Genomic DNA, 23,049 nt, shown 5'->3' with positions numbered 1-23,049 from the left:
GTGCCGAACGAACAGGAAATCGAAGACTTCAAAAAGCAGTTTGTCGAGAACCAAAAAGGAATCGAAGAACTCAACCAGAAGCTGAACCGGAAAACCAGAGAAGTGGAGATCATTCAATCGATCTCCTCCGAAATCCTCAACACTCTGGATTTGGATCTAATTTTTGAACGAATCATGAAAGTTATGGACGAGGTTTTCGGGTTCAAACACGCAATGATTCTGATGGTCGAAGAAAATTCCGAAATTCTCAAGGTGGTAGCAAGCCGCGGTTACGAAGAAGGCGGAATCGGGGCTACCGTAGAATTCGGCAAAGGTGTGATCGGAGTCGTCGCAAAAAAAAGAAAGATCATGCGAATGGTCGGAATCAGCACGCAGATGCGCTATGCGGGTCAGGTCGGACAATCTTTGGGAATGGAAGAAAAGAAAATCGAACTTCCCGGATTAAAGGACGCAAAGAGTCAGATCGCGATTCCGCTTCTCGTAAAGGAAAAGTTGCTCGGCGTCTTTGCAGTGGAAAGCGCGGAAATCAACGCGTTCAAACTTTTGGACGAAATGATTTTGAGCATCGTAGGAAATCAGATCGCGGTCGCGATCGAAAACGCCGCGGCCTATCATACGCAGCAGCAATTATCCGAAGCTTACAGTCGTTTCGTTCCGAAAGAACTCCTTTCTCTTTTGAGCAAACGATCGATTCTGGAAACGCAGCTTGCCGATCAAACCGAAGGTCTTATGACCGTTATGTTCTCGGACATTCGTGGTTTTACGACTCTTTCGGAAACGATGACGCCGAATGAAAACTTTCGATTTATCAACGATTACTTGGGAATGATCGCGCCCGTCATCAAAGAGCACCACGGGTTTATCGATAAGTTTATCGGAGACGCGATCATGGCGATCTTTCCTTCGCGAGCCGAGGACGCAGTGGAAGCTTCTCTCGCTATGATGCGCGCCTTACGTCGATTCAACGAACTTCGAAAGGAAAAGAATCAGGATCCGATCGATATCGGAATCGGTATTCATACGGGACATCTGATGCTCGGAATCATCGGGCACGAAAACCGCATGGAAGGAACTGTGATCGGAGACAGCGTGAACTTGGCTTCCAGAGTAGAAGGTTTAACGAAAGAATTCAAATGTTCGATCATCGCGAGCGAAGTCACGATCGCATCGCTCAAAGACAAGGACCGATTTCAACATGAATTTTTGGACGAGGTCAAGGTAAAAGGAAAGTCGCAGGCCGTAAAAGTATATAAGATCGAAAGTCCCGCTTAACGGCTTTATTCCCACTCGATGGTTCCGGGAGGTTTGTTCGTGAGATCAAAGAACACGTAACGTATCCCCGGAATTTTATGGACTTCCGTTTTGATTTCCTGCAATAAAGAACGCTCCATCCGAAAAAAATTCGCCGTCATCGCTTCCTGCGATTCCACCGGACGAAGAACGATGCTCTTTTCGTCTTCCGTTTCACCGATCGGCAATAGAACGACGGGCATCTGCCAAATTTTATCGTAAAGCCCCGCTTTTCGAATCACCGTTTCGACCGCATGATCCGCTTCTCGCAGAAGATCCGAACATTTTTTGTCCAATTGCATTCCCGTAAATCGAAAGTTCAGCTTCTTTACTTCCGGTTCAAAGGGAAGAAGAACGACACGATTGATAAAGTAGAATTGGTTCGAAAGATGCGTTGCGACCCGGTCGAGGGTTTTCCAATCGGTTCCGACATCGTTTAACACCGCGCAGTTGGCATACGATCTTCGATCGCCTTTGACTCCCACGCTCGCTACCGGAAGAATTTTCCCTTCGAGTCCATTCTGGGTCGCGAGGTACGAATCGATCGCCTTTTGATCTTCGGGCCTTCCTTGTTTCTCCACGGCGAGCATACGAACCACAAGACCCGGTCCCGGAAACGGATGACGTCCCACCCACTCCGGCTCCAAACCGAGAATCACTCCGAGATCGCGGACTTCGTCTTTGTAAAGATCGCGGATCGGTTCGATCACCTTCCCTTCTTCGATCAATTTTTGAATCGCTTCGACTCGGTTGTGATGCGTCTTGATGGTATGAGAATGTTTGGTCCCGCCGGATTCGATCGTATCGGGATAGATCGTTCCTTGTCCTAAGAGCCAATCTCCGTGTTCCAAATCGAGATCTTTCACGGCGCGATCCCGCGCTTCCAGAAATAAATTCCCAACGATTTTTCTTTTCTCTTCCGGATCGGATTTACCTTTCAGACTTTCGTAAAAAAGATTCGATTCGTCTCTCACCGTTAGGTGAATGTTCTGCGCGGTGAGCTTCTCCTGAAGAGGAAGAACTTCTCCCTTTCTCATGAAGCCAGTATCGATTAAAAATCCGAGAACGCGTTCAGCGCCGAGCGCCTTGCATAAAAGAAGATAGGAAACGGTGGAATCGACTCCGCCCGAAACGAGCATGAAGATTTTCTGCTCCGGTTTTACGGTCGCTCGAATCTCTTTGATTTTTTCCTTTAAGAATTGATCGAGTCCCCAGGTGCGGGAAGCTCCGCAGATCTGAACGAAGTTGTCCAAAAGGATCGAACCCTTTTCACTATGACTGACTTCCGCGTGAAACTGAATTCCGAAAATTCGCTTGGAAGAATTCTCCACAACCGCATAACCGCAATCTTTCGAAGAGGCGATTCTCGTAAAGCCGGAAGGAAGTTTTACCACCTCGTCTGCGTGGTTCATCCAAACCTGTTCTCCTCCGACAAAATTCTTCAAAAGAGAAAGGGAATTGCCGTTGGAAACGTGCAGTTCGAGAGAAGCAGGTCCGTATTCTCCCGTGCCGGAACGTTCGACCACGCCACCCAAAAGTTTCATGATGAGTTGATGTCCGTAACAAATTCCGAGAACGGGAATTCCGAGTTCGAAAATTTCAGTCGAGATAGTGGGAGAGTCCGGTTCGTAAACGCTTTCGGGTCCGCCCGATAAAATGATGCCTGCGTATTTTTTATAATGGGAAAGCGGTTCTTCGTTGGAGAGAATTTCCGTATAGGCTCCGAGTCTTCGGATTCTGGACGCAATCAGATGGGCATACTGCCCACCGAAATCTACTACGGCAATTTTCTTCTGGATTTCCATTCCACCCCTCTTTGGGACTTTGATACGGACTCGGATTTGGGAAAAAGAATTTTCGCTGTGGAGAGATCGAAAAGTCTGGTCATCAAGGAACTATTCATGGAAACGAATCATCCAGAAACCTACGACGGAAGACAGGACCATATTCCTGCTCTGAAAACTCCCGAAATCGAATCTTTCACCAATGTTTACGAGGGAAAGGATTATACAATCGATTTTACGGTTCCAGAATTTACCGCCGTTTGTCCAAAGACAGGGCTTCCGGATTTCGGAGTGATTTACGTTTCCTACATTCCGACCAAACGTTGTATCGAACTAAAATCCTTCAAAGAATACATTCTCAGTTATCGCAACGTGGGAATCTTTCATGAATTTCTCGTGAACAAGATTTTGGAAGATCTGATCCAAGCGGTCCAGCCGAAATACTTGAAAGTGATCGGAGATTACAACGCGCGCGGCGGAATTAAAACCGTCGTGACGCGGGAATATTCAAAGACCTAAACGGATTTTTAAACCGACATGGACTCCATTACGTTTTTAGGTTATATCGCTTCGCTCTTGACTACGGTTTCTTTCTTACCGCAGCTCATTCGAATCGTGATGGGCGGAAGCACGAAGGACATTTCCAGAAACATGTATATCGTCTTCGTGACCGGTGTGGTTCTCTGGTTTATCTACGGCTGCCTCAAACAGGATTTTCCTATCATCTTAGCGAACGTGTTCACGTTCATCTTCACTTCGATTATTCTTTATTTTAAACTAAGAAACGACGCAAAGGGAGAGTGAGGTTTTGTCGGAGTTCCGACAAAATTCAACCGAGTACAAAAATCTCTTTTGCACTCGGTTTCAAAAAGTTATTTAACTATAGAAGCCCACTCGGACTCGGCGAAAATCTCTTTTGCTTTTGCTAAGAAACTTTGTTTTCCTTCATCGTTCAACTCGGCTTTATCTAGCCAAGAAGCGTATAATAAAGCTCTAGAAAAATCACCTCCGCTGCTTGAGGTTAACATTCGATCACGATTCGTTTTATCAACTCTTCCCCAGGCAGTATCTTCTTGGCTAGAATTTAAAGTGAACTTACCACCATAAACTAATTCGTTCTTATTCACGTTGATTTTGATTTTTTCAATTGTTTCGTTGTTTAAATAGTGAATTACGGGAGTATCATTTTGATTTTGTTTTTCAGCGCCTGCCAAGATCACAGTATATGTACCCGGTTCGGCATTGACTAGATAAACGTAACCATCTGCAGAAAAATTGCTTGGAATAATCTTTGCAACGGACTTTTTGTCCTTCGGATTCGCCAATTTTACGAATAAAACGTCAGATGCATCCTTTGAAAAAAATGCAATCGGAGCTTGTAATGAAATAGAAACCGCGAGGATAGACTGATCGGCAGATGCCTTCTTTTTAAGCGATTCAGGTAACGACACACAACCGAGCGTGCCTATTAAGGCCAAAATGGAGATGATTTGTTTCATAGATTCCTTTAGAATACTTTAAAATTTAAATACAGTTTTTTGAGAAGAGTCTTTTTTTCAAATAAAATTCACTGATTTGTCGAACAGGCGGATAGAATCTCAAAGAATTTAAGGGTACTCTTTTACCGAAGAGTATTAACATTGTGGTTGCCACTTCAATGTAAAAAAGAAATTCGAATCAAGCCGAGAATCACAAAAAACCCCCGACTTCGTTGAACAGCAAGGCCGGGGGTTTTGAATCAAACGGTTTAAATGTTAAATTTATTGAGGTTTAACCTGGTCTTTGAGGGATTTTCTGGAATTTTCCAAAGCTTCCTTATCCTTGTCGATCCCGGACTTGATGTTCTTTCTTTCTTCGTCCGCGGCGTTTTTAATCGCTTCTTTTTCCGCTTTGCCCGACTCTTTCACCTCGTCGATCATTCTACGATTTTCTTCTTTCGTAGCGTTGATGAGTTCTTGGTTTCTTTGTTTTTGTTCCTCCAAACCTTGGAGAATTCTTTCTTTATTCTCCTTAAAGTCCTTCAGAATCTCTTCGATTCTTTGTCTTTGTTCTTCGGTCACGGATTGAACGGTCGCAGCGTCTTCTTGAAGTTCCTTCAACTCGTCTTCGGAAAGTTTTTCTTCTTTCTGAGTTTTACCGTCGGATACGATCTTTTCGCCCGCGTCCGCGGTATTGGTTTGATCTGGATTGTCGTTATCGACGACTTCTACCGCCCCATCGGAAACGAGCGTCTCGGTTTTGTTTCCTTCCACTTCCACCTGGAAATCGGTTCCGCGAACGGCCGCGGTGGAAGTCGGAGTGGAAACCTTAAATCCGGAGGACTTGTTCAGCTTCGTACCAACCTTGGAAAAAATCTTTCCTTTGTTTAAGCTGATATCCGAATAGATCTCCGCGTTTTTCGAATCCACATAAATCTTGTTCAACGTCAGACTCGTATTTTCTTTGATACGGATGATAACTCCGTCCATCAATTGAACGTCCGCGTAGGAATCCTTTCCCGTTTCGATTTTATCTTCCGGAAGAATGAACTCCGAAAGTCCTACTTTCTTTTCCTTTCCTGCTTTATCCGAAAGTTTAACGGTTCCTTTGATAAAGGTAAAAACTCCGCCCTGCAAATCATCCTTTTTGGATTTTCCACAGTCGATAGCGAATAAGACGATCAATGCAAGGCATAAACCTTTTTGAATCATTTCGGGTTCTCCCATTTACAAATTCTATTCCGGGCAAAGTAGCATGAAATTTATTTCAAGTCCACAGTTTTCCCTGTTTTCCATAATCTAGTATCCCGAATTCTACCGAAACGGACTCAAACGACGCTTTTCCTAAAGGAAGAACCTAAGAAAAGGACTTGCCGTCTAAGTAGTGATTAGAAAATTGATCTTGGAACCTGTTTTTTAAGCGACCGGGAGAACCAACCCAGGAGAATCGAGGCCTATGGCGACTAAAATTGCGTATGTAGACAAGGACAACTGCACTTCCTGCAATCAATGTGCGGACAATCTTCCGAAATACTTTCAAATGGATGACAATGATACTTCGGAAACTCATATCGGAGGAGAAATGGTAAACCAAGCTCCGATCCCGGAAGAAGACTGGAAAATCGTTCAGAAAGAAATGGACGAATGCCCGGGCGAATGTATCCAGTGGAAAAAATAATTTCCAAATCCTAACCTGGTCGAGCGGCTTCCCGCAAGAAGCCTTCTTCGAATTTTAAAAGGCGGCGTTAAACCGCTTTTTTTATGCGTTCTCTTAATATTCCTGCTCGGAACGGGTGGAACCCAAGAGTTCGTCGGGAATATCCTCGACTCGATCTCCGATCTGAATCGCAAGTCTGCTTCCCACTCTTCCCGGAAGACATTTGAACTTCTTTCTTTCTCCGACCTTTACGATCATCTCGGATCTCGTGGACGTGTTCTCGAGTTTTACCACGTCGCCTACGGAAAGATTCATGAAGTCGTTGATGGAAACGTCCACCGAACCGACTTCTGCGATCAACGGAATCGCAACCTGATCGAGACGCTCTTGGATCACGGCGCGGTTCTCGTCGAGTTCCCCTTTTCGAATGGAAGAATACCAATACTGCGCCGACAACTTATTGATGATCGGTTCGATCGTGATGTAAGGAATACAAAGGTTCGTCATCCCTTCCACTTCCCCGATCTTGGTTTCGAGTGTGATCAAAACCACCATATCGTTGGGAGGAACGACCTGAGCGAACTGAGGATTCGTTTCAATGTTCCCCAGCCTCGGTCTTAAGTCGATTACCGTGGACCAGGATTCCCGCATGTTCCCGAGGATTCTCACGATGATCCCTTCCATTACGCTCATCTCGATCTCTGAAAGTTCTCTGGAAATCTTTGCCTGTTCTCCCTTACCACCGAACAGACGATCGATGATCGTAAACGAAATCGAAGGATCGATTTCCAAAATCGCGGAACCGCGGAGAGGGTCCATATTGATTACGGCAAGTGTAGTCGGGTTCGGAATCGAACGGATGAATTCTTCGTACGTCAACTGATCCACCGAAGCGACGTGAACGGATACGAGGGCTCGAAGCTGCGCCGATAAACCAGTAGTAGCCAAACGCGCAAAAGTTTCGTGCATCATCTGCAGAGTACGAATCTGGTCTTTTGAAAATTTATCCGGACGTTTGAAGTCGTAGATCTTTACTTTTTTCTGTTCGGAAACGGAAGCGTAATCCGATTCGTTGACTTCTCCGGAACTGATGGCGCTGAGTAGCGCGTCAATTTCATCCTGGGATAAAATCTCTGTCATTTCTTCACCTTCGCTACTAAGTTAGACACTTTCCAAAAGCCTCCTTGTTCGTCGGGAACCCTTCGGAGAGTGTATGTATATTCGTATTTAGAACGCAGTCGATTCAGTCTTCTTTCCACAAAAACGGTCACCTTTGCCAAACTCGGAGTTACGGTTTCGGTATTTAAAATTCGATACGAATGGAGAAGTCCCGCTCTGGACTCGGTCAAATATCGTTTGAAATTCTCCAGTAAAAAATCGCGTTCCGATTCTTCCGCGCGATTGTATTCTTCCGAATATTGATCATACGCCTGCACGTATTCCGGAAAATAGATCCACTTAAAGTGATGTGTCCAATTCTTTTTCTTTTCCGAACCGAGAAACAAATGAATCACCTCTTCCGGCTCGAGCCCATCCACGGTCGGATCTTTTTCCGGAATCGAGGAAAGAACGGGTTCGCTGTGTTTTTCCTCGTAAAAGAAATAAGGCTGATTGCGGGAACGGATAAAGAGCGCGGGCATTTCCTGAACGTTCGGATGAAAATAGGCCGTTACGAAATACTTCTTTCCCGGGTTCAGATCAAAGCGGGAATTCAGATCGATTTCTTTCGAGAAAACTTCGTCCTTATGGAGAATGATTTCTTTGATTTCTTTTCCTTCCAGAGATTCGATCGTGTTTCTCCGTTTTAAAACCGGATCGATCCGCCGTTCTTCGTCTCTTTCCGGGATTTGATTTCCGTCCTCGTCACGAACTACGATTCGATAGGATTCAAGATCGCGACCGGAAGGAAAAATGCGGACGACTTCGTTTCCCGTATTCGTAATGGACATCTTTACGGGAATCCGATCGTTTTCCCGATAGTGGATCTTTTTCAAATCCAAGGTGATGATTCCTTGTTGTTTGAGATAATTTTCAGATACGGAACCGCGTGCATCCCGTTTAGGAAACGCAACGAGAACCAGAGGCGTGAGTACGATTGCGAAAAGAATCCGGATCATTCTGGTTTATTTTCGGCAATTTCTCCCAAAAGCCGCGAAAAAATACGGTTTTTTACCCCGGAGATTTGGCGTCTTCTATGAGCATTTCCGCAATTCGGATCAATCGTTTGAGGATCGGCTCCACTTTTTCATAGTCGTCGTAACAGGAAATAAGCTTTTCCATCGGAGGTTGAATCAGAGAGATCGCCTTCGAGGAAAGAATCAACGAGGAAAGGTTGTCTTCGTTTAACAAATTGAAGGATTCGAGCTCCGTCAGAAACCGATTGATCTCCTTGATGAGCGCTTCGTCCCCGATATCGTTCTTTTCGAAAAAAGATTCAATTTTTAGAATATAATCCGTCAGAATCTGTTTGATCTTGGCTTCGTCGTCGGTCGGTCTTCGTTTTGCAGTGAGGGAATTGATCGTTCCGTATTTCGACATCGCCGTTTCGTAAAAGGAATGCACTTCCTGACGTTTGGAATGGATGATCCGAAAAAGTTTCAGAATTCCCACCAAACGATCCGGAAGATTCTTCCCTGCGCTCGTTTCCAAGACGGCGGTTCTCGAATCCTGATCGTGCGCAGGAAGCAAAGACAAGCGGTCCAGGATGCGGCTCGTGCTGGAACCGGCGGAATAACTCGCCAGTTCCTGAACCACGGCGAGATACAATCCCGCCTGAGCTTTGTTCGGCGCGGCGCTCATTGTGCCGTGGTCGCCGCCGCTCTTTTATCTACGATGAGAACTTTTTTGATCGTCGTTTTGGAATTTCCGGCCTTTACGATCCGATCCACTACGTCCGCTCCGGAAACCAATTGTCCGAACACCGTATGAAGTCCATCCAAATGAGGAGTATCGACTTGGTTGATGAAAAATTGGGATCCGTTCGTGTTCGGTCCGGCATTCGCCATCGCGAGAGAACCTTTGATCGCTCTGTGAGACTTTAAGGTTTCATTGTATTTATATCCGGTTCTAAAAAGAATTTCTAGAACGGACAACTTCTTTGCGTCTTCGAACGCTTTTTCGATCAGTTCCCGTTTTGACTCGGCTTCTTCCCTGTTTTTAATTTGAAGTTCGTTGGCGACTGCTCTTTGCAATTGATACTGATAATACGGAGCTTGTCCGGCTTGGATCTTGTCGAGACCGAGTGACTTTCCGTTGATCTCGTCGTCGAACCGGTATCCCGGTCCTCCGGTTCCGTCGCCGTTCGGACAACCGCCTTGGATCATAAAGTTCTCTATGACTCGGTGAAACGTAAGTCCGTCGTAAAAAGGTTTCTTCACCTTTTGTCCGTTTCTTGCTAAGAATTCTTTTTCACCTTGTGCCAGATCGATAAAGTTCTGAACGGTTTTCGGCGCGTCCTGATCGAAAAGCTCCACAGCCATGTTTCCCTGAGTCGTTAAGAAGATCGCATACACGGCGGGTTTTTCCGGTAAGGGAATCACGGCAGCATCCGGCTTGGGAACTACGACCGAAGAAGGAGTATAAACTTCCGGTTGGTAACGGTTTTGTGCAAACGGATTTCGGTTACACGCAAAAAAGGAAAGAAGGATAACGGTTCCGGTGATGATTCTCATACAAACAATGTTTCGGCTTCCCGTAAAGATTCCAGCGCAATTTTTAACTGCTCTTCTTGTCTTTGTTTGGAAGTTCCTCCATAAGATATTTTTTTATCGGCGGAAAGAGAAAGAGAGACGGCGTCCTCGTATTCCTTTCCCGCAAAATGTTCGGAAATCGAAATTCGATCCGATTCCGGTATATCGAACAAGGTCTTTTTTCGTTCCACACATAAACCGACGAGCGTCCCCACAAGCTCGTGGGCGGTTCGAAACGGAATTTTCTTTTGGTCCACGAGAAAATCCGCGAGATCGGTGGCGGTAGCAAATCCGTTTTTTAAGGAAGATTCCGCCCTTTCCGGAACCCAAACCCAACCCTCGATCATTTCCCGAATTCCTTCCAAACTGATCCCGACCGTTTCGATCGAATCAAAGAGAGCCAACTTGTCTTCCTGCAGATCTCGATTGTAAGTGGAAGGCAATCCCTTAAGCATCACGAGAAGATGATTCAGATTTCCGATGACCCTTCCCGCTTTTCCGCGGATGAGTTCGGCTATATCGGGATTCTTCTTTTGAGGCATAATGGAAGAACCGGTCGTCAACGAATCGGGCAAACGCAAAATTCCGAACTCTTGCGAAGAATACAAAATGATATCTTCGCAGATCCGGGACGCGTGGATCATCCACTGCGAACAAGCGAATAGAAATTGCAGGATATGATCCCGGCTGGAAACCCCGTCCATAGAGTTGTGGGAAATATTAGAAAGCCCCAATTCTTTTCGTAAGAATTCCCGATCGGTCGGGTAATTCACGCCGGCCATCGCTCCGCTTCCCAAGGCCAATTCTTCCGAAGCCTTGAGCGCAAACCGAAAAAATTCCTGATCTCTCTCCAAGGCCCAAAACCAGGAAAGAAGATATTGAGAAGCACGGATCGGTTGCGCGACCTGCAAATGCGTATAACCCGGTAGGATTACGTCCACGCTTTGTTTGGCTTTTTCATACAAAGAACGTCGGAGCGATACGATGGATTTTAAAATTTCTTTTCCTTGATGAAGGATATAAAGCCGTACGTCCTGAGTTACTTGATCGTTTCTCGATCTGGCCGTATGCAATTTTTTTCCGGTCTCGCCGATGAGTTCGGTCAATCGGGATTCGATGTGCATGTGAACGTCTTCGAGCTCGCTTTTGAATTCGAGCTTTCCTTCTTCGAGTTCGGTTTTGATTTGGTCGAGGGAAGTTTCTATCTTGGACAATTCTTCTGCGTTTAAGATGCCGATTTGTTTCAGCATTCTTGCGTGCGCGACGCTGCCTTGAATGTCTTCCTTATAAAGTTTATGATCGAAGGATACGGATTCTCCGATCCGTTCCATGATCGAAGAAGCCTTTTCCTGAAATCTTCCGCCCCAGAGTTTTTTGTCTTTCCCAGTCATAACGTCTTTGCCAGATTATTTTTCATTCTTCTTTCTGATACTCTTCTTCCAGGTCTTGAATCCAGTTTTTCAAAACGTCCAATTCTTCCGGGGAGATTTTTGCGGATGGATGAAAAAGCACGTAATCCGCCGGAGGCATTTCTCCTTCTTCGAGGGTTTCCAAAATCGAATCGCCTCTTGTGGATTTTTCCTTTTTCGTCAAAGTCTTCCACTGCGAAAAATTAAGTTCCGCTTTTCCTTCTTCCACATGATGATAGAGATACGCATTGACCGGAAAAATTTTGGAATACCAAGGCCAGACCGTCAGATCGGAGTGACAGTCGTAACAGGATTTCCTCAATATTTTTTTGACTTCGTCGGAGGTTTCGATCTCCTCTCGATTGTCTCCACCGGGAGGGTTTAAAGGTAGGAATTGCAGGAGGAAGAGCGCTAAAACGAATCCGAGAAGAAGTTTCTTTTTCATGCCTTTCTCTGGATAGTTCCGTCCGTTTCCCTTTTTTTTAAAATAGAAAAAACGGATTGAACTCTGAAAAAAATTTACGAATCTGTTCCACTCGGGAGAATGCGTCTTTCATGCCTGATTTTCTTTCCAACCTTCCCGTAACGCTCTGGATCGGCGGCGGCGTTCTTTTGATTCTCGCCGAATTTTTTATACCCGGAACCTTCGTCGCCTTTTTGGGAACCGCCGGTATTCTCACGGGAATCGTCGTTTATTTTTTCGATATTTCCCTCGGGTGGCAACTCGGGTTGTGGGCCTCGCTTTCCACTCTTCTCATCTACGCGGGAAGCGAGACCATTCGGAAAATCTTTCCGGCTCAAACAGAACACTCGGTTCCGGAAAATGATCAGATCGGAAGATTGGTTCCGGTCGTCAAAGACGTTCTTGTGGAACGTAAGGGAGGAAGAGTTCTCTTTCAAGGAGTCGAGTGGGACGCCGTTTCCAAAAAGAGTCGGATTCCCAAAGGAAGCAAAGCGAGAATTTTAAGCCGAGACAATCTCACCTTTCTCGTGGAACCCTTGGAACTTCCGGAAGACTGAATTCATTCTGAAATAAAAAATAAAAAGGAGATACTATGTCCGCAGGGTTTATATTCACGCTATTCTTCATAGCGCTGATCTATCTGATTCGAAAAACGTTCATCATCGTTCCTCAACAATTTTGTTACGTCGTGGAACGCGTGGGAGTTTTTAAAGGAGCCTTGGAAGCGGGTTTTCATTTTCTCTGGCCCGTCATCGAAGTCGTCAAGTACAGACAAAGTCTCAAAGAAAGCGCGATCGACATTCCTCCGCAGATGTGTATCACAAAGGATAACGTTTCCATCGCGGTGGACGGAATTCTTTATCTGAAAGTAGTCGATCCGTATAAGGCTTCGTATGCCATCGAAAATTATATGCTCGCGACGCAACAACTCGCGCAGACGACTCTTCGTTCCGAAATCGGAAAACTCATTCTCGATCAGACGTTCGCGGAACGGGACGATATCAATTCCCACGTTGTGCGCGCTTTGGACGAAGCGACCGATCCTTGGGGAATCAAGGTGACAAGATACGAAATCAAGAACATTTCCCCTCCGAAAGAAATTCTCCATGAAATGGAAGAGCAAGTAAAAGCGGAGCGCGTCAAACGCGCTGAGATCACGATCTCGGAAGGAGAAAAACTTTCCCGGATCAATCGCTCCGTAGGTGAAAAAGAAGAAGCCATCAATGTTTCCGAAGGGGAAAAAATGAAAAAGATCAACGAGGCCGAAGGAAAGGCTTTGGAGATCGAGCTGATCGCAGAGGCAAAAGCCAAAGGAATCCGTATGATCGCGGAATCGATTTCTCGCGAAGGGGGCGGAGAAGCGGTCAATTTACAAATCACGGAAGATTATCTCACGGGCCTCGGTGAAATTCTAAGCGTTTCCAAAACTACGATCCTTCCGGCCGAACTCGCAAACATCGCGGGAGTGTTCGAAGGTCTTTCCAAAGTTACCGGAAAACTTCCGGAAACCAAAGCTCCGAAAGAAAAGGAAGGTCAATAAGATGGAAACGTTTCAAACCACGTTCGTAATGATATTCTGGACCTTGTTCGGAATCTACTTCGCATACAAACTCTACCGCTCGATTCGAATCGTTTCAGCGCAGGATTGTATCGTCGTCGAAAAGTTCGGTAAATACAGTAGAACTCTGCATGCGGGCCTTCATCTTCTTTGGCCTTTTATCGAAAAAGACGCCTACTACCACACTCTCAAGGAACAAGCGACCGACGTTCCTCCGCAGACTTGTATCACCAAGGATAACGTGAAAGTGGACATGGACGGAATTCTTTATTTGAAAGTGTTGGATCCGCACAAAGCGAGTTACGGAATCAACGACTATCAATTCGCCGCTTCCCAGCTCGCGCAAACCACGATGCGTGCCATCATCGGAACCATGGACTTGGACGTTACGTTCGAAACACGGGACGCGATCAACAGCAAGATCTTAGAAGTGCTCGATCAAGCTACCGAGCCTTGGGGAATCAAGGTGAATCGTTACGAGATCGTAAACATCACTCCACCGAAATCGATCTTAGAAGCGATGGAAAAAGAGAAAAAAGCGCAGATCACGAAGAAGGCGCAAATCTCCTTATCCGAAGGGGATCGCGACGCGAGAATCAACCGTTCTCTCGGTTTTAAGGAAGAAGCGATCAACAAGTCCGAAGGGGAAAAACAAAAACGGATCAACGAGGCTGAAGGGGTCGCGAAGGAAGTGGAAGCGATCGCAACCGCTACCGCAAAAGGGATCGAACTTTTGGCTCAGTCCATCAATGCAAAAGGCGGAAAAGACGCGGTCAAACTCAGAATCGGCCAGAAGTTCATTAAGGAATTTGAAAAGATTTCCGGCAAGAAAACGGAAATCGTTCTTCCGTTGAATCTGACGAATTTCCGTTCCATCCTGAAATCCGTTTTAGGGAACGTTGATCAGAAAAATTAAGATTCGATTTGTCGAAGCACGGAGATTTTGTCGTATGACGAATCTCCGTGTGGGAACTCATACAAAAACGGAGAGGAGTAGAAGTCACGGAATTTTCCAAATTTGTGGGAACTCATACGAATTTCTGATTACGACGAATTCGTTCGATATTCGATTGGATGTGGAAACTCATACAAATCAAAGTCTTCTGCTTTGTTCCACGATCTCCGTAATTTGAATCCCGTAAAAATCGTCCATCGCGACGAGCTTACCTCTTCCGACCAAGCGGCCGTTGGCAAGAATATCTAAATCTTCGCCGACATTCTTATCCAATTCTACGACAACACCCTCGTTCAGACCGTTTACGTCCTTGATAAACATATTGGTTCTTCCCAACTCCACCGTAAGAGCCAGGTTTACGTCCATCAGTAAGTTTAAGTTCGTGGATTGAGACGGCGAAGCTTGACGAGAAGCCGGTCTTGGCGCGGAAGGTGCAGGGGTCGAAGAAGGTCCAAGCGCCGCGGAAATATCCGCAAAGGAAGGCGCATCCGATCCGCCCCCTCCGCCTCCGGGAGCATCGCCTCCTCCGCCCAACAGAGAATCCAATTCTCCACTGAGATTAAAATCGGATCCGCTTCCGGCTCCAGGTGCGGCGTCACCGCCTCCGCCCGTCAAAAGGGCGTCTATATCTTCCTGTGAGAGTGACCCTTCTCCCATTTTTCCTTCTCCTTTACGAATCCGATAGTAAAGAAATCGACAGAATCCTAGATTCCTACAACAGTATTTTCAGTTTCAAACGAGGTATTATACACTTTGAGTTCCCCCTCATCCTCCGAATCGGCTTCCGACAACACGATTCCTTCCGAAGTCGATTTTACGAAAACCAAGAGCTTTTTACACGAAGAACTGAGCGCGCTTGGATTCTCCAACGCCGATCTTCCCGTTGTAACCTCCGAAAAAAAAGATCTTAAGATAGAATTCGGTGTTTCCTCCGTTTCCAAAACGGCCCTCTTTGATTGTCTTCAAATTCTGAAGAATCATATCGAGAACCTGCGAATTCATACGTTCGAGCCGGGATACTACTGCATCCAAGCCCTCCATGAAAATCTCTTCGAAACCAAAAATCTTTTGGATACGATCCGTTTTCGATTCTATTCCGGAAGAACCAAAAATCGAGTCGAAATCACCAAAAAGGGAGATTTTACAAGAGAAGAATTGTTCGCGACCCTCGAACTCTTTAAATTCTTAAAATCGGAAAAAGGGGCCGAAACCGCAAAACCGGAAGAACTCTTGGCGTCTCTGGGCGTAGAAGTCTTTCATCCCTTGGACGCGGAGAAGAACGGAAAATCAGTTACCTTCGATCAAGTCGCAGGATACGACGGGGTAAAACAACAGATTCTGGAATCCATCATTCTTCCTTTAAAAAACCCCGACATGCTCGCGGAACTCTCCAAACTCACGCGCAAGTTTCCGAGCGATACAAGGCCCCGAGCCGTTCTTTTTGAAGGAGATCCGGGTGTCGGAAAAACGACGATGGCCCGCGTAGTTTCCTGTATGACGGGACTTCCTTTGATCTATGTTCCGGTGGAATCCATCATGAGTAAATACTATGGAGAAAGCGCGCAGAACATGGCCTACGTCTTCGATGCGGCCGCGCTCTTTCCCGCCTGTTTGATTTTTCTGGACGAAATCGATTCGCTCGCAGGAAGCAGAGAAGAAGGAATGTTCGAAGCCACTCGTAAGATTCTTTCCGTTCTGTTACGAAAGATCGATGGTTTCAGTAGCCAGAGAAATTCCGTTACCATCGGAGCTACGAACCGAAAGCAGGATTTGGATCACGCTCTTCTCTCCCGATTCGATCGAACCATCTACTTCCCGTTACCCGATCTTTCCGAACGTGCTAAGGTTCTGGAGACATATGCCGTCCATCTTTCCGAAACCGAGCGAACCAAAATCTCAGAAGGTTTAAACGGACATTCGGGAAGAACGATTCGGGATTTCTGCGATTTGGTGGAGCGTAAATGGGCCTCCTATCTCATTGAAAAAGGATTGAAACCGGTCCCACCACCGTATGAACTGTATCTGGAAAATAGCTCCACCCGATCGAAATAATATCGGATTTTTGAATAAAAAGTGGTGCATTCATTCAATCTGGAGTCTATTATTCCCGATAATACACATAGGATTTTACGACCAGCGTATGATTTATATACGTCTGATAAGTAAAATTCAAATATCCGCTTACTAAGGACAAGGGGAAATGAAACTTCAAAAGCTATTTTTAGTAGTTCTCGTCGCAATTTCTACTGCGGTATTTTCTCAGCAAAATTCCAACGCAGACCAGAAATCACAATCAGACGCTCAGTTAGGCCAGTCCATTCTGGAAACAGAGAGAAAACTCGATGAAAAGATCTTCGAATTGAACCAAAGACTGACACGTCATACGGTTCTTATGAAGATGAAAGTGAGAGTTCTCCCGTTCAGAACCGTTCTGTTTAAAGGAAAGGCGAACAACGACGAATGTGCTCCCGCACTCAATCAGGAAGATCCGGCAAACAACTGCATCCGTGTGGAAGTTTACGACTTTATCCGCGATGAAGAAAGAGGATTGAACAAAACCGTTCAAGGATCTCTCGCAAAATACATGGAGATCTACTTCGAAGGTCAAAACAGCAATGATCCTGAGCCTAGATCCGAACCTCCAAGAAATATCAACAAACTGAAATCCAAAATCTATAAGAATAATATGGTTCTGGAAGACAAGATCATCTCCGAAGTGATGGACAGAGGACCGAACACTCAACCGTCTCACAACGATAAGGTGGAAGTTTTCTTTCAAAAAGACAACTATCCGGAGTATGGTCGTCCGGAAACCCCCGCTGAAAAAGGCGTCGGGAAATACATCCTCGCGGGCGTTGAGAACACAAAAACTCACCCGATCCGCAACTCGTTCAAAAAGGAATTCTATATCAAACATCTGGACCAGTTTGATAGACTCTTTACCAAAATTTTCGATTACAACGATCAGTTAGGAAACGAAAATTACAAAGAGAACGTAGACGCTCTGAAGGAATCTCTCCGCTACTAAAAAGTGCGATACATTCTCCCTTGTCCCCGATGCCAGACGGAACTCAGGATTCCCATTGATTTGGGAAAACTGACCGTCCGGTGTCCGCGGTGCTATGAATCTTTTTTATTCGATCCGGACAACGCCGGAAAACACGGCGACGGCTACTTTGAAAAGGATTCCAAAGAAGACAATCCCTATCGTAAAAGTTCTCTCGAAACCTTTTGGAATCGTTTCCGTCAAAACACATCCGACTTCGGGCGCCGGTTTCGTACCGCAAGCGCGCAGACCTTCGGACAAACGCCCGGAAAACGGTTTGCAAGAAATCTTTTACTCATACTCTTAGCGATCGGAATCGTTCGAACCTGTTTCTTTTCTCCGTTCTCCGATCTGCAAAATCAGAATCCGTTTCCGGATCAGACTACCCCTCAAGAATCGCAGCCGCAAGAAATCATACCGGACGAACCTTCCACCACTCCTCCGCAGCAAGAAACCAAACCGAAATTTGAAATCTAAGCGCGTCCTCTTCCCTTGAATCTTTTAATCTGCAAAGAAGAATGGAGAATCGGAAACTCGAACCGTTTTTCCATCAACGATCCGCAACGCACCGAACATATATTCAAAATTCTGAATAAACGATCGGGAGACCGTCTGAAAACGGGACTCTTAGACAAAAGCCTGGGTTTACTTAAGATCGAAGAAATCGGACCCAAGGCATTGACCGGAACGTACAAACCGATTCTGATTCCGAAACCTCGTTTTCCGGAAGTGCATCTTTTAATCGCGGTCAACCGTCCCCCGACGGTTCGAAAGATTCTCCAGTTGGCCGGAACCTGGGGTGTGGCGACAATCCGCTTCTTTCTGAGTAAGAACGCCAGAAAAGAATATCGAACCTCCCCGATTTGGAATCGAAACGAAATCGAATCGGAACTTGTGGAAGGGATGGAACAAGGAAAAAATATCTTTCTGCCGAAGGTTCGCTGGGATTTCGAAAAACGAGCGGACGCTGTTTTAGAAGAAACTCTTTCCGCGGAAAGCGGTTTCGGACTTCGTTGGATTTTAGATCGAAAAGGAGATTCTCCGTCGAGAATCATTCGCGAAAAAAAATCGCATGCAGAATTTCGAATGGATTCTCCCTTGAAAATTTTGGCGGCTATCGGCCCGGAAAGCGGTTTTATCAAAAGTGAAATCGATTTTTGGAAAGAAAAAGGATTTCAAACCCTTCACCTTTCCAGCCGTGTTTTGCGGACCGAAACCGCCGTCGCGTTTCTTTTGGCCCGACTGGAAGAATCGGAACTCTTTTTAGAACGTTAAGTTGCTCGAAAAAAGAACCTTCTGTTCGTCCTGCGCTTCGTATTGACTCGATGTCGTATTGTAAACCCACTTGCGGACGTTCTGCAAACGAACCGCTGCAAATCCGAGATTGATCGCGAGTTCCAAGGCGCCTTGAGAACGATCGTCGAGTTTAAAGGCTTCCTTGTTTTCGTCGAAACCCTTCTTCATATAATATCCGTTTAACAGAACCAAGGTGCCCAATGGAATATAAACCCCGACGAACACCCGAGAGTTGTTCGGTCCGGAATAATTTTCGTAATTGGATTCGACGGCGATTCTGTAAAAGCTGAACAACACGGTCGTAAAGTATCCTTTTACCTTGGCGGCATCGGGATCGGCTAACTTTGCCGCTTCGAGTTTCGTCTGCGGGATATTGCTCTGCAGATTGCTTTGATAGCGTTCCAATTCGTAGAAACTGTCGAAATACATCGGAATATAATTGGCGGTCATATTTCTGTATTCCGGTTTTACCTGAAGATAGATGTCCTTGCCGCCCAAACGAAGAATCGCTCCGTAATGCGTTCCTTTCGCTCCGTCGATCTGTTTGATCTTATTCACGTCGTAATACGGAGTGAGTTCGATATATTTGGCGCTTAACAATTTGTATTCGAAGTCGAAACCGGTGATCGTCAACTTCTCCGTGGATTTTACGAGAGGATTGTTGTTGTCGTCCACTCTTAGTTTTCCGGTCGTATCGAACTTCAATTCCAAAGGGGCCTTGTTGTCGAATGCGGTCGTGTATCCGATCGCAAAACGATTGCTAAAGTTATCCTGATTGAAAAGTTCTTTGAGGTTCTGCGGCTTTTCCGGTTTTTTATCCGCGGGAATCATCTCCTCTTTTTTCTCTTTCGTCTTTTGATCTTCGATCAAAGCGCGATAAGATTCTTTCTCTTCCGCTCCGACTTCTTCGTAGACCTTTTTTCTTCCCGCCTCGTCCGCTACGTTTCCCTGTCCCACGGTCAACATGGTTAAGAATTTCGCGCGGCCCGTGATGATATCAAAGAGTTTGAATCCTACGGCGAAAGGACGGATATAAACGCGGGCGGAACTGACTTCTCTCGTGTAAATGGAGTTTGCAAATACCTGCACCCCTCCGTAATCGCTGTTGATGTCGGCCTGAAGACCCACGTTGTACACATCCAGTCGTTGGTTGTTGACGTATCGGTTTACGATCGTTCCGTGTCCGATGTAACCGTCGAACATCTTTCCCAAATACGCTGAATACGTGACTTCTCCGGGTGTGTATTTTCCGTATTGTCCGAACCAGATATTGTTGATCAATCGAAGATAATCGCTCTTTTCGTTGTAATCGAAGGAACGCAACTTTCCGATTTTGGAATTCTCCTGTTTCGGATCGACGTCATACATCAAAAAGTTCAAAGGAACGGTCAAAGACGCTCCGAAATCCCCCCCGAAGTTGAAGTTCACCGTCGGTGCGACATAGAGATAGTAGTCGTTCTGGTATTTGTTGATCCCGAGATCATACGTAAACGGATCTGCGGGATGCATGTATTGTCTGCCGGGAGGCATCCAGAGTTGAGCCTGAATTCCTGTCTGAATGGCAAAGAAAAGAAATAGGAAAGAAAATAGATATTTCGAGCGTTTGGTCATGTCGGATGGATCACCGAAGATTCTTAAAAATCCCGTTCATTCTCCTTCATCTTTAGCATACTCAATTATCGGTAGAAACGAGCCTTGAATCGCTCCTCCTACGAATCTAAAATCGGAAAATATGCGATTTACGGGCATTAGGGGGAGAATAAGATCAGAAAACTCTAGAATTGCAATGGAAATTTTTTTACAAATCGATCCACAGAAACAGAAATTAAGTCTGCTATAACGGAATTTTGTTTGACATTCTAAACCAATTTCTAAGAATTCGAGAAAAGGAGAACTAGCCGAATGCCAAGAAATTATAAACCCGAAACGATCGCGCTCCACGGAGGACAATCCCCCGACCCAACCACAACTTCCAGAGCCGTGCCGATTTACCAGACCACGTCCTACGTTTTTAAAGATACGGACCATGCAGCTCGTCTTTTCGGCCTGCAGGAATTCGGAAATATCTATACGAGACTGATGAATCCGACCACCGACGTCCTCGAACAAAGAGTCGCCGCTTTGGAAGGTGGAGTTGCCGCGCTTGCTACCGCGTCCGGTCAAGCGGCTGAAACGCTGGCGCTTTTGAACATCGTGGAAACGGGACAAGAAATCGTCGCTTCCGCTTCCTTGTACGGGGGAACCTATAACCTTCTTCATTATACTTTTCCAAAACTGGGAATTAAGGTTCACTTTGTGGATCCTTCGAATCCCGAAAATTTCCGTAAGGCCGTGAACGATAAGACCAGAGCCTTTTACGCGGAAACCGTGGGGAATCCTAAATTAGATACGTTGGATCTCGCCGCGATCGCCAAGGTTGCGCACGAATCCGGCGTTCCTTTTGTCGTGGATAACACCCTCCCTTCTCCGTATTTGGTCAATCCGATCGAACACGGTGCGGATATCGTAGTTCATTCCCTGACTAAATTCTTAGGCGGTCACGGAACTTCCATCGGCGGGATCATCATCGATTCCGGTAAATTCAACTGGGGGAACGGGAAATTTAAAAATTTTACCGAACCGGATCCGAGTTATCACGGACTGAAATACTGGGATGTTTTCGGTAAGTTCGAACCGTTCGGCGGAGCGAACATCGCATTTATCATCAAAGCGAGATTGCAAGGTTTGCGCGATACCGGAGCAGCACTTTCTCCGTTCAACGCGTGGCAAATCCTGCAAGGCGTGGAAACTCTTCCGCTCCGTATCCGCAAACATTCCGAGAACGCTCTCGCAGTCGCGGAATACCTGAGTAAACATCCGAAAGTATCTTGGGTCAACTACCCCGGTTTGAAAACGGACAAGAATTTCGCATTAGCAAAGAAGTATCATAAGAATGATCTTTACGGTGCGATCCTCGGGTTCGGAGTCAAAGGAGGAGTTGCGGAAGCGAAGAAGTTCATCGACGGTCTCGAGTTATTCTCCCTTCTCGCAAACGTGGGCGATGCGAAGTCCTTGGCGATTCACCCGGCTTCGACTACGCACCAACAGTTGACTCCGGAAGAACAACTTTCCGCGGGTGTAACTCCGGACTTCATCCGTCTTTCGGTCGGTTTGGAAAACATCGAAGATATTCTCTTCGATCTGGAAGAAGCTCTGAAGAAAGTTTGATCCCGAAGGCGATCTGACTTTTTTGGAAATCGGACGCCACTTTTCTTTTCCCTTCTCGTCCAAGAAAGTAACTGAAAAGTTACCCGGTGGAAAGGAAAGTGGCAAGCAACTCTATGAATGAATCCGGATCGATCGGAATTGTTGAAACCAAATACGCCGAGTTCAAAGAACTTCCTTTGGACAACGGTTCCGTTTTATCTCCGGTCGTAATCGCGTACGAAACCTACGGCACTCTTTCCCCTTCCAAAGACAACGCGATCCTGATCTGCCACGCTCTTTCGGGAGACGCGCACGCCGCGGGCTTTCATACCGAAGCGGAGAAGAAACCGGGTTGGTGGGACGACTACATCGGTCCCGGTAAATCCTTCGATACCAATCAATACTTTATCATCTGCTCTAACGTGATCGGAGGCTGTAAAGGTTCCTCCGGTCCTCTTTCGATTCATCCGGAAACAGGAACCCCGTACGGCTCCCGCTTTCCGTTCGTTTCCATCCAAGACATGGTGCGCGCGCAGAAACGTCTGGTGGAATCTCTCGGTATTGAAAAACTTTTTTGTGTGGCCGGGGGTTCGATGGGCGGAATGCAGGCTCTCGAATGGAGCATCGCCTATCCGGACGCGCTTTCGAACTGTATCGTGATGGCTTCCACCGCGGAACATTCGGCGATGCAGATCGCGTTCAACGAAGTCGGAAGACAAGCGATTCTTTCGGATCCGAATTGGAACAACGGCCTTTACGACGAAAATTCTCCGCGGAAAGGTTTGGCCCTCGCAAGAATGGTCGGTCATATCACGTATCTTTCCGACGACAAAATGAGAGAGAAATTCGGCAGAAACCCTCCGCGTGGAAACATCTTAACGACCGACTTTGCCGTGGGAAGTTATCTCATCTATCAAGGGGAAAGCTTCGTGGATCGCTTTGACGCGAATTCTTATATCTACGTAACCAAGGCGCTCGATCATTACAGTTTAGGCAAAGGCAAGGAATTGACCGCGGCCCTTTCCCCCGCGACGTGCCGATTTTTGATCGTATCTTATAGTTCGGATTGGTTGTATCCTCCGGCTCAATCGAGGGAGATCGTAAAGTCCTTGGAAGCGGCCGACAAACGAGTGTTTTATCTGGAACTTCAATCCGGAGAAGGTCACGATTCCTTTTTACTGAAGAATCCGAAACAAATGGAAATCCTCAAAGGATTTTTGGAAAACCCGAATTAGAGA

The 23,049-nt window shown here is 46.1% G+C and carries 24 protein-coding genes; 13 read left to right on the top strand and 11 right to left on the bottom strand.

The features are described from left to right. Positions 1-1,272, top strand: a complete 1,272-nt coding sequence (locus tag LFX17_RS08425; protein WP_238729861.1) for an adenylate/guanylate cyclase domain-containing protein — start codon at positions 1-3, stop codon at positions 1,270-1,272. Positions 1,273-1,277: 5 nt separating this feature from the next. Here the strand turns inward: LFX17_RS08425 and guaA are convergent, their stop codons facing one another. Continuing rightward, on the bottom strand, positions 1,278-3,095 hold the full coding sequence (guaA, locus tag LFX17_RS08420) for a glutamine-hydrolyzing GMP synthase (protein WP_238746062.1): 1,818 nt from the start codon (positions 3,093-3,095) through the stop codon (positions 1,278-1,280). Between guaA and queF the strand changes: the two genes are divergently transcribed. After that, a complete protein-coding gene (gene queF, locus LFX17_RS08415; RefSeq protein WP_238731554.1) occupies positions 3,084-3,593 on the top strand; it encodes a preQ(1) synthase in 510 nt (169 codons plus the stop codon). The two genes, guaA and queF, sit on opposite strands and share 12 nt — an antisense overlap. Positions 3,594-3,611: 18 nt before the next feature. Beyond that, positions 3,612-3,878, top strand: a complete 267-nt coding sequence (locus LFX17_RS08410; RefSeq protein WP_238729859.1) for a SemiSWEET transporter — start codon at positions 3,612-3,614, stop codon at positions 3,876-3,878. A gap of 68 nt (positions 3,879-3,946) precedes the next feature. Here LFX17_RS08410 and LFX17_RS08405 read toward each other — a convergent pair whose 3' ends face one another. Together LFX17_RS08405 and lsa33 are read right to left on the bottom strand one after the other, a co-directional pair. After that, positions 3,947-4,573, bottom strand: coding sequence for a hypothetical protein (locus tag LFX17_RS08405; protein ID WP_238746060.1), 627 nt, complete (start codon positions 4,571-4,573; stop codon positions 3,947-3,949). 261 nt (positions 4,574-4,834) lie between these two features. Continuing rightward, positions 4,835-5,764, bottom strand: a complete 930-nt coding sequence (lsa33, locus tag LFX17_RS08400) for a surface adhesin Lsa33 (protein ID WP_238731553.1) — start codon at positions 5,762-5,764, stop codon at positions 4,835-4,837. A 244-nt stretch (positions 5,765-6,008) separates the two neighbouring features. Between lsa33 and LFX17_RS08395 the strand changes: the two genes are divergently transcribed. Beyond that, positions 6,009-6,230: a ferredoxin gene (locus tag LFX17_RS08395; protein ID WP_004460119.1), complete on the top strand. Its 222-nt coding sequence runs from the start codon at positions 6,009-6,011 to the stop codon at positions 6,228-6,230. Between the two features lie 93 nt (positions 6,231-6,323). Here LFX17_RS08395 and fliM read toward each other — a convergent pair whose 3' ends face one another. From fliM to LFX17_RS08365, 6 genes are read right to left on the bottom strand one after another with little or no spacing between them, the layout of a single operon-like run. Then, entirely contained in the window at positions 6,324-7,349 is a 1,026-nt protein-coding gene (gene fliM / locus LFX17_RS08390) for a flagellar motor switch protein FliM (protein ID WP_010574938.1), read from the bottom strand. Continuing rightward, positions 7,346-8,326: a hypothetical protein gene (locus LFX17_RS08385; protein ID WP_238729858.1), complete on the bottom strand. Its 981-nt coding sequence runs from the start codon at positions 8,324-8,326 to the stop codon at positions 7,346-7,348. The genes fliM and LFX17_RS08385 overlap by 4 nt, the downstream gene beginning before the upstream one ends. A gap of 52 nt (positions 8,327-8,378) precedes the next feature. Continuing rightward, on the bottom strand, positions 8,379-9,008 hold the full coding sequence (locus tag LFX17_RS08380) for a hypothetical protein (RefSeq protein ID WP_238729857.1): 630 nt from the start codon (positions 9,006-9,008) through the stop codon (positions 8,379-8,381). Then, complete coding sequence (locus LFX17_RS08375) at positions 9,005-9,880, bottom strand: peptidylprolyl isomerase (RefSeq protein WP_238729856.1); 876 nt, start codon at positions 9,878-9,880, stop codon at positions 9,005-9,007. Before LFX17_RS08375 ends, LFX17_RS08380 begins: the two co-directional genes overlap by 4 nt. Continuing rightward, complete coding sequence (argH, locus tag LFX17_RS08370; RefSeq protein ID WP_238746057.1) at positions 9,877-11,289, bottom strand: argininosuccinate lyase; 1,413 nt, start codon at positions 11,287-11,289, stop codon at positions 9,877-9,879. Before argH ends, LFX17_RS08375 begins: the two co-directional genes overlap by 4 nt. A 22-nt stretch (positions 11,290-11,311) precedes the next feature. Next, positions 11,312-11,752: a heme-binding domain-containing protein gene (locus tag LFX17_RS08365; RefSeq protein ID WP_238729854.1), complete on the bottom strand. Its 441-nt coding sequence runs from the start codon at positions 11,750-11,752 to the stop codon at positions 11,312-11,314. Positions 11,753-11,862: 110 nt separating this feature from the next. Between LFX17_RS08365 and LFX17_RS08360 the strand changes: the two genes are divergently transcribed. From LFX17_RS08360 to LFX17_RS08350, 3 genes are read left to right on the top strand one after another with little or no spacing between them, the layout of a single operon-like run. Next, entirely contained in the window at positions 11,863-12,327 is a 465-nt protein-coding gene (locus tag LFX17_RS08360; RefSeq protein WP_238729853.1) for an NfeD family protein, read from the top strand. A gap of 35 nt (positions 12,328-12,362) precedes the next feature. Beyond that, positions 12,363-13,310: an SPFH domain-containing protein gene (locus LFX17_RS08355; protein WP_238746055.1), complete on the top strand. Its 948-nt coding sequence runs from the start codon at positions 12,363-12,365 to the stop codon at positions 13,308-13,310. 1 nt (position 13,311) lies between these two features. Next, entirely contained in the window at positions 13,312-14,244 is a 933-nt protein-coding gene (locus LFX17_RS08350; RefSeq protein ID WP_238729851.1) for an SPFH domain-containing protein, read from the top strand. 177 nt (positions 14,245-14,421) lie between these two features. Here the strand turns inward: LFX17_RS08350 and fliN are convergent, their stop codons facing one another. Further along, a complete protein-coding gene (gene fliN, locus LFX17_RS08345) occupies positions 14,422-14,940 on the bottom strand; it encodes a flagellar motor switch protein FliN (protein ID WP_238729850.1) in 519 nt (172 codons plus the stop codon). Between the two features lie 96 nt (positions 14,941-15,036). On the opposite strand from fliN, the gene LFX17_RS08340 reads away from it, so the two are divergent. The 4 genes from LFX17_RS08340 to LFX17_RS08325 all read left to right on the top strand — a co-directional run bounded on the left by LFX17_RS08340 (position 15,037) and on the right by LFX17_RS08325 (position 18,604). Further along, a complete protein-coding gene (locus LFX17_RS08340) occupies positions 15,037-16,335 on the top strand; it encodes an AAA family ATPase (RefSeq protein ID WP_238746053.1) in 1,299 nt (432 codons plus the stop codon). A 148-nt stretch (positions 16,336-16,483) separates the two neighbouring features. Beyond that, complete coding sequence (fcpB, locus tag LFX17_RS08335; protein ID WP_238729848.1) at positions 16,484-17,311, top strand: flagellar-coiling protein FcpB; 828 nt, start codon at positions 16,484-16,486, stop codon at positions 17,309-17,311. A 60-nt stretch (positions 17,312-17,371) separates the two neighbouring features. Continuing rightward, a complete protein-coding gene (locus tag LFX17_RS08330; RefSeq protein ID WP_238729847.1) occupies positions 17,372-17,806 on the top strand; it encodes a hypothetical protein in 435 nt (144 codons plus the stop codon). Between the two features lie 15 nt (positions 17,807-17,821). Next, entirely contained in the window at positions 17,822-18,604 is a 783-nt protein-coding gene (locus tag LFX17_RS08325; RefSeq protein WP_238729846.1) for a 16S rRNA (uracil(1498)-N(3))-methyltransferase, read from the top strand. Here LFX17_RS08325 and impL63 read toward each other — a convergent pair. Further along, the gene (impL63, locus tag LFX17_RS08320; RefSeq protein ID WP_238729845.1) at positions 18,593-20,236 is read right to left on the bottom strand and encodes a cytoplasmic membrane protein ImpL63; all 1,644 of its coding nucleotides are present in this window, start codon (positions 20,234-20,236) and stop codon (positions 18,593-18,595) included. The two genes, LFX17_RS08325 and impL63, sit on opposite strands and share 12 nt — an antisense overlap. A 291-nt stretch (positions 20,237-20,527) precedes the next feature. On the opposite strand from impL63, the gene LFX17_RS08315 reads away from it, so the two are divergent. Both LFX17_RS08315 and metX read left to right on the top strand, forming a co-directional pair. Beyond that, positions 20,528-21,832: an O-acetylhomoserine aminocarboxypropyltransferase/cysteine synthase family protein gene (locus LFX17_RS08315; protein ID WP_238729844.1), complete on the top strand. Its 1,305-nt coding sequence runs from the start codon at positions 20,528-20,530 to the stop codon at positions 21,830-21,832. Between the two features lie 113 nt (positions 21,833-21,945). Next, complete coding sequence (gene metX / locus LFX17_RS08310; protein WP_238731552.1) at positions 21,946-23,046, top strand: homoserine O-acetyltransferase MetX; 1,101 nt, start codon at positions 21,946-21,948, stop codon at positions 23,044-23,046. Positions 23,047-23,049 lie beyond the last annotated feature (3 nt).

Origin of the sequence: Leptospira sanjuanensis, assembly GCF_022267375.1 — a bacterium.
In the GTDB taxonomy this organism is placed as follows: Bacteria; Spirochaetota; Leptospiria; order Leptospirales; family Leptospiraceae; genus Leptospira; species Leptospira sanjuanensis.
This window is presented reverse-complemented; position numbering and strand designations above follow the sequence as displayed.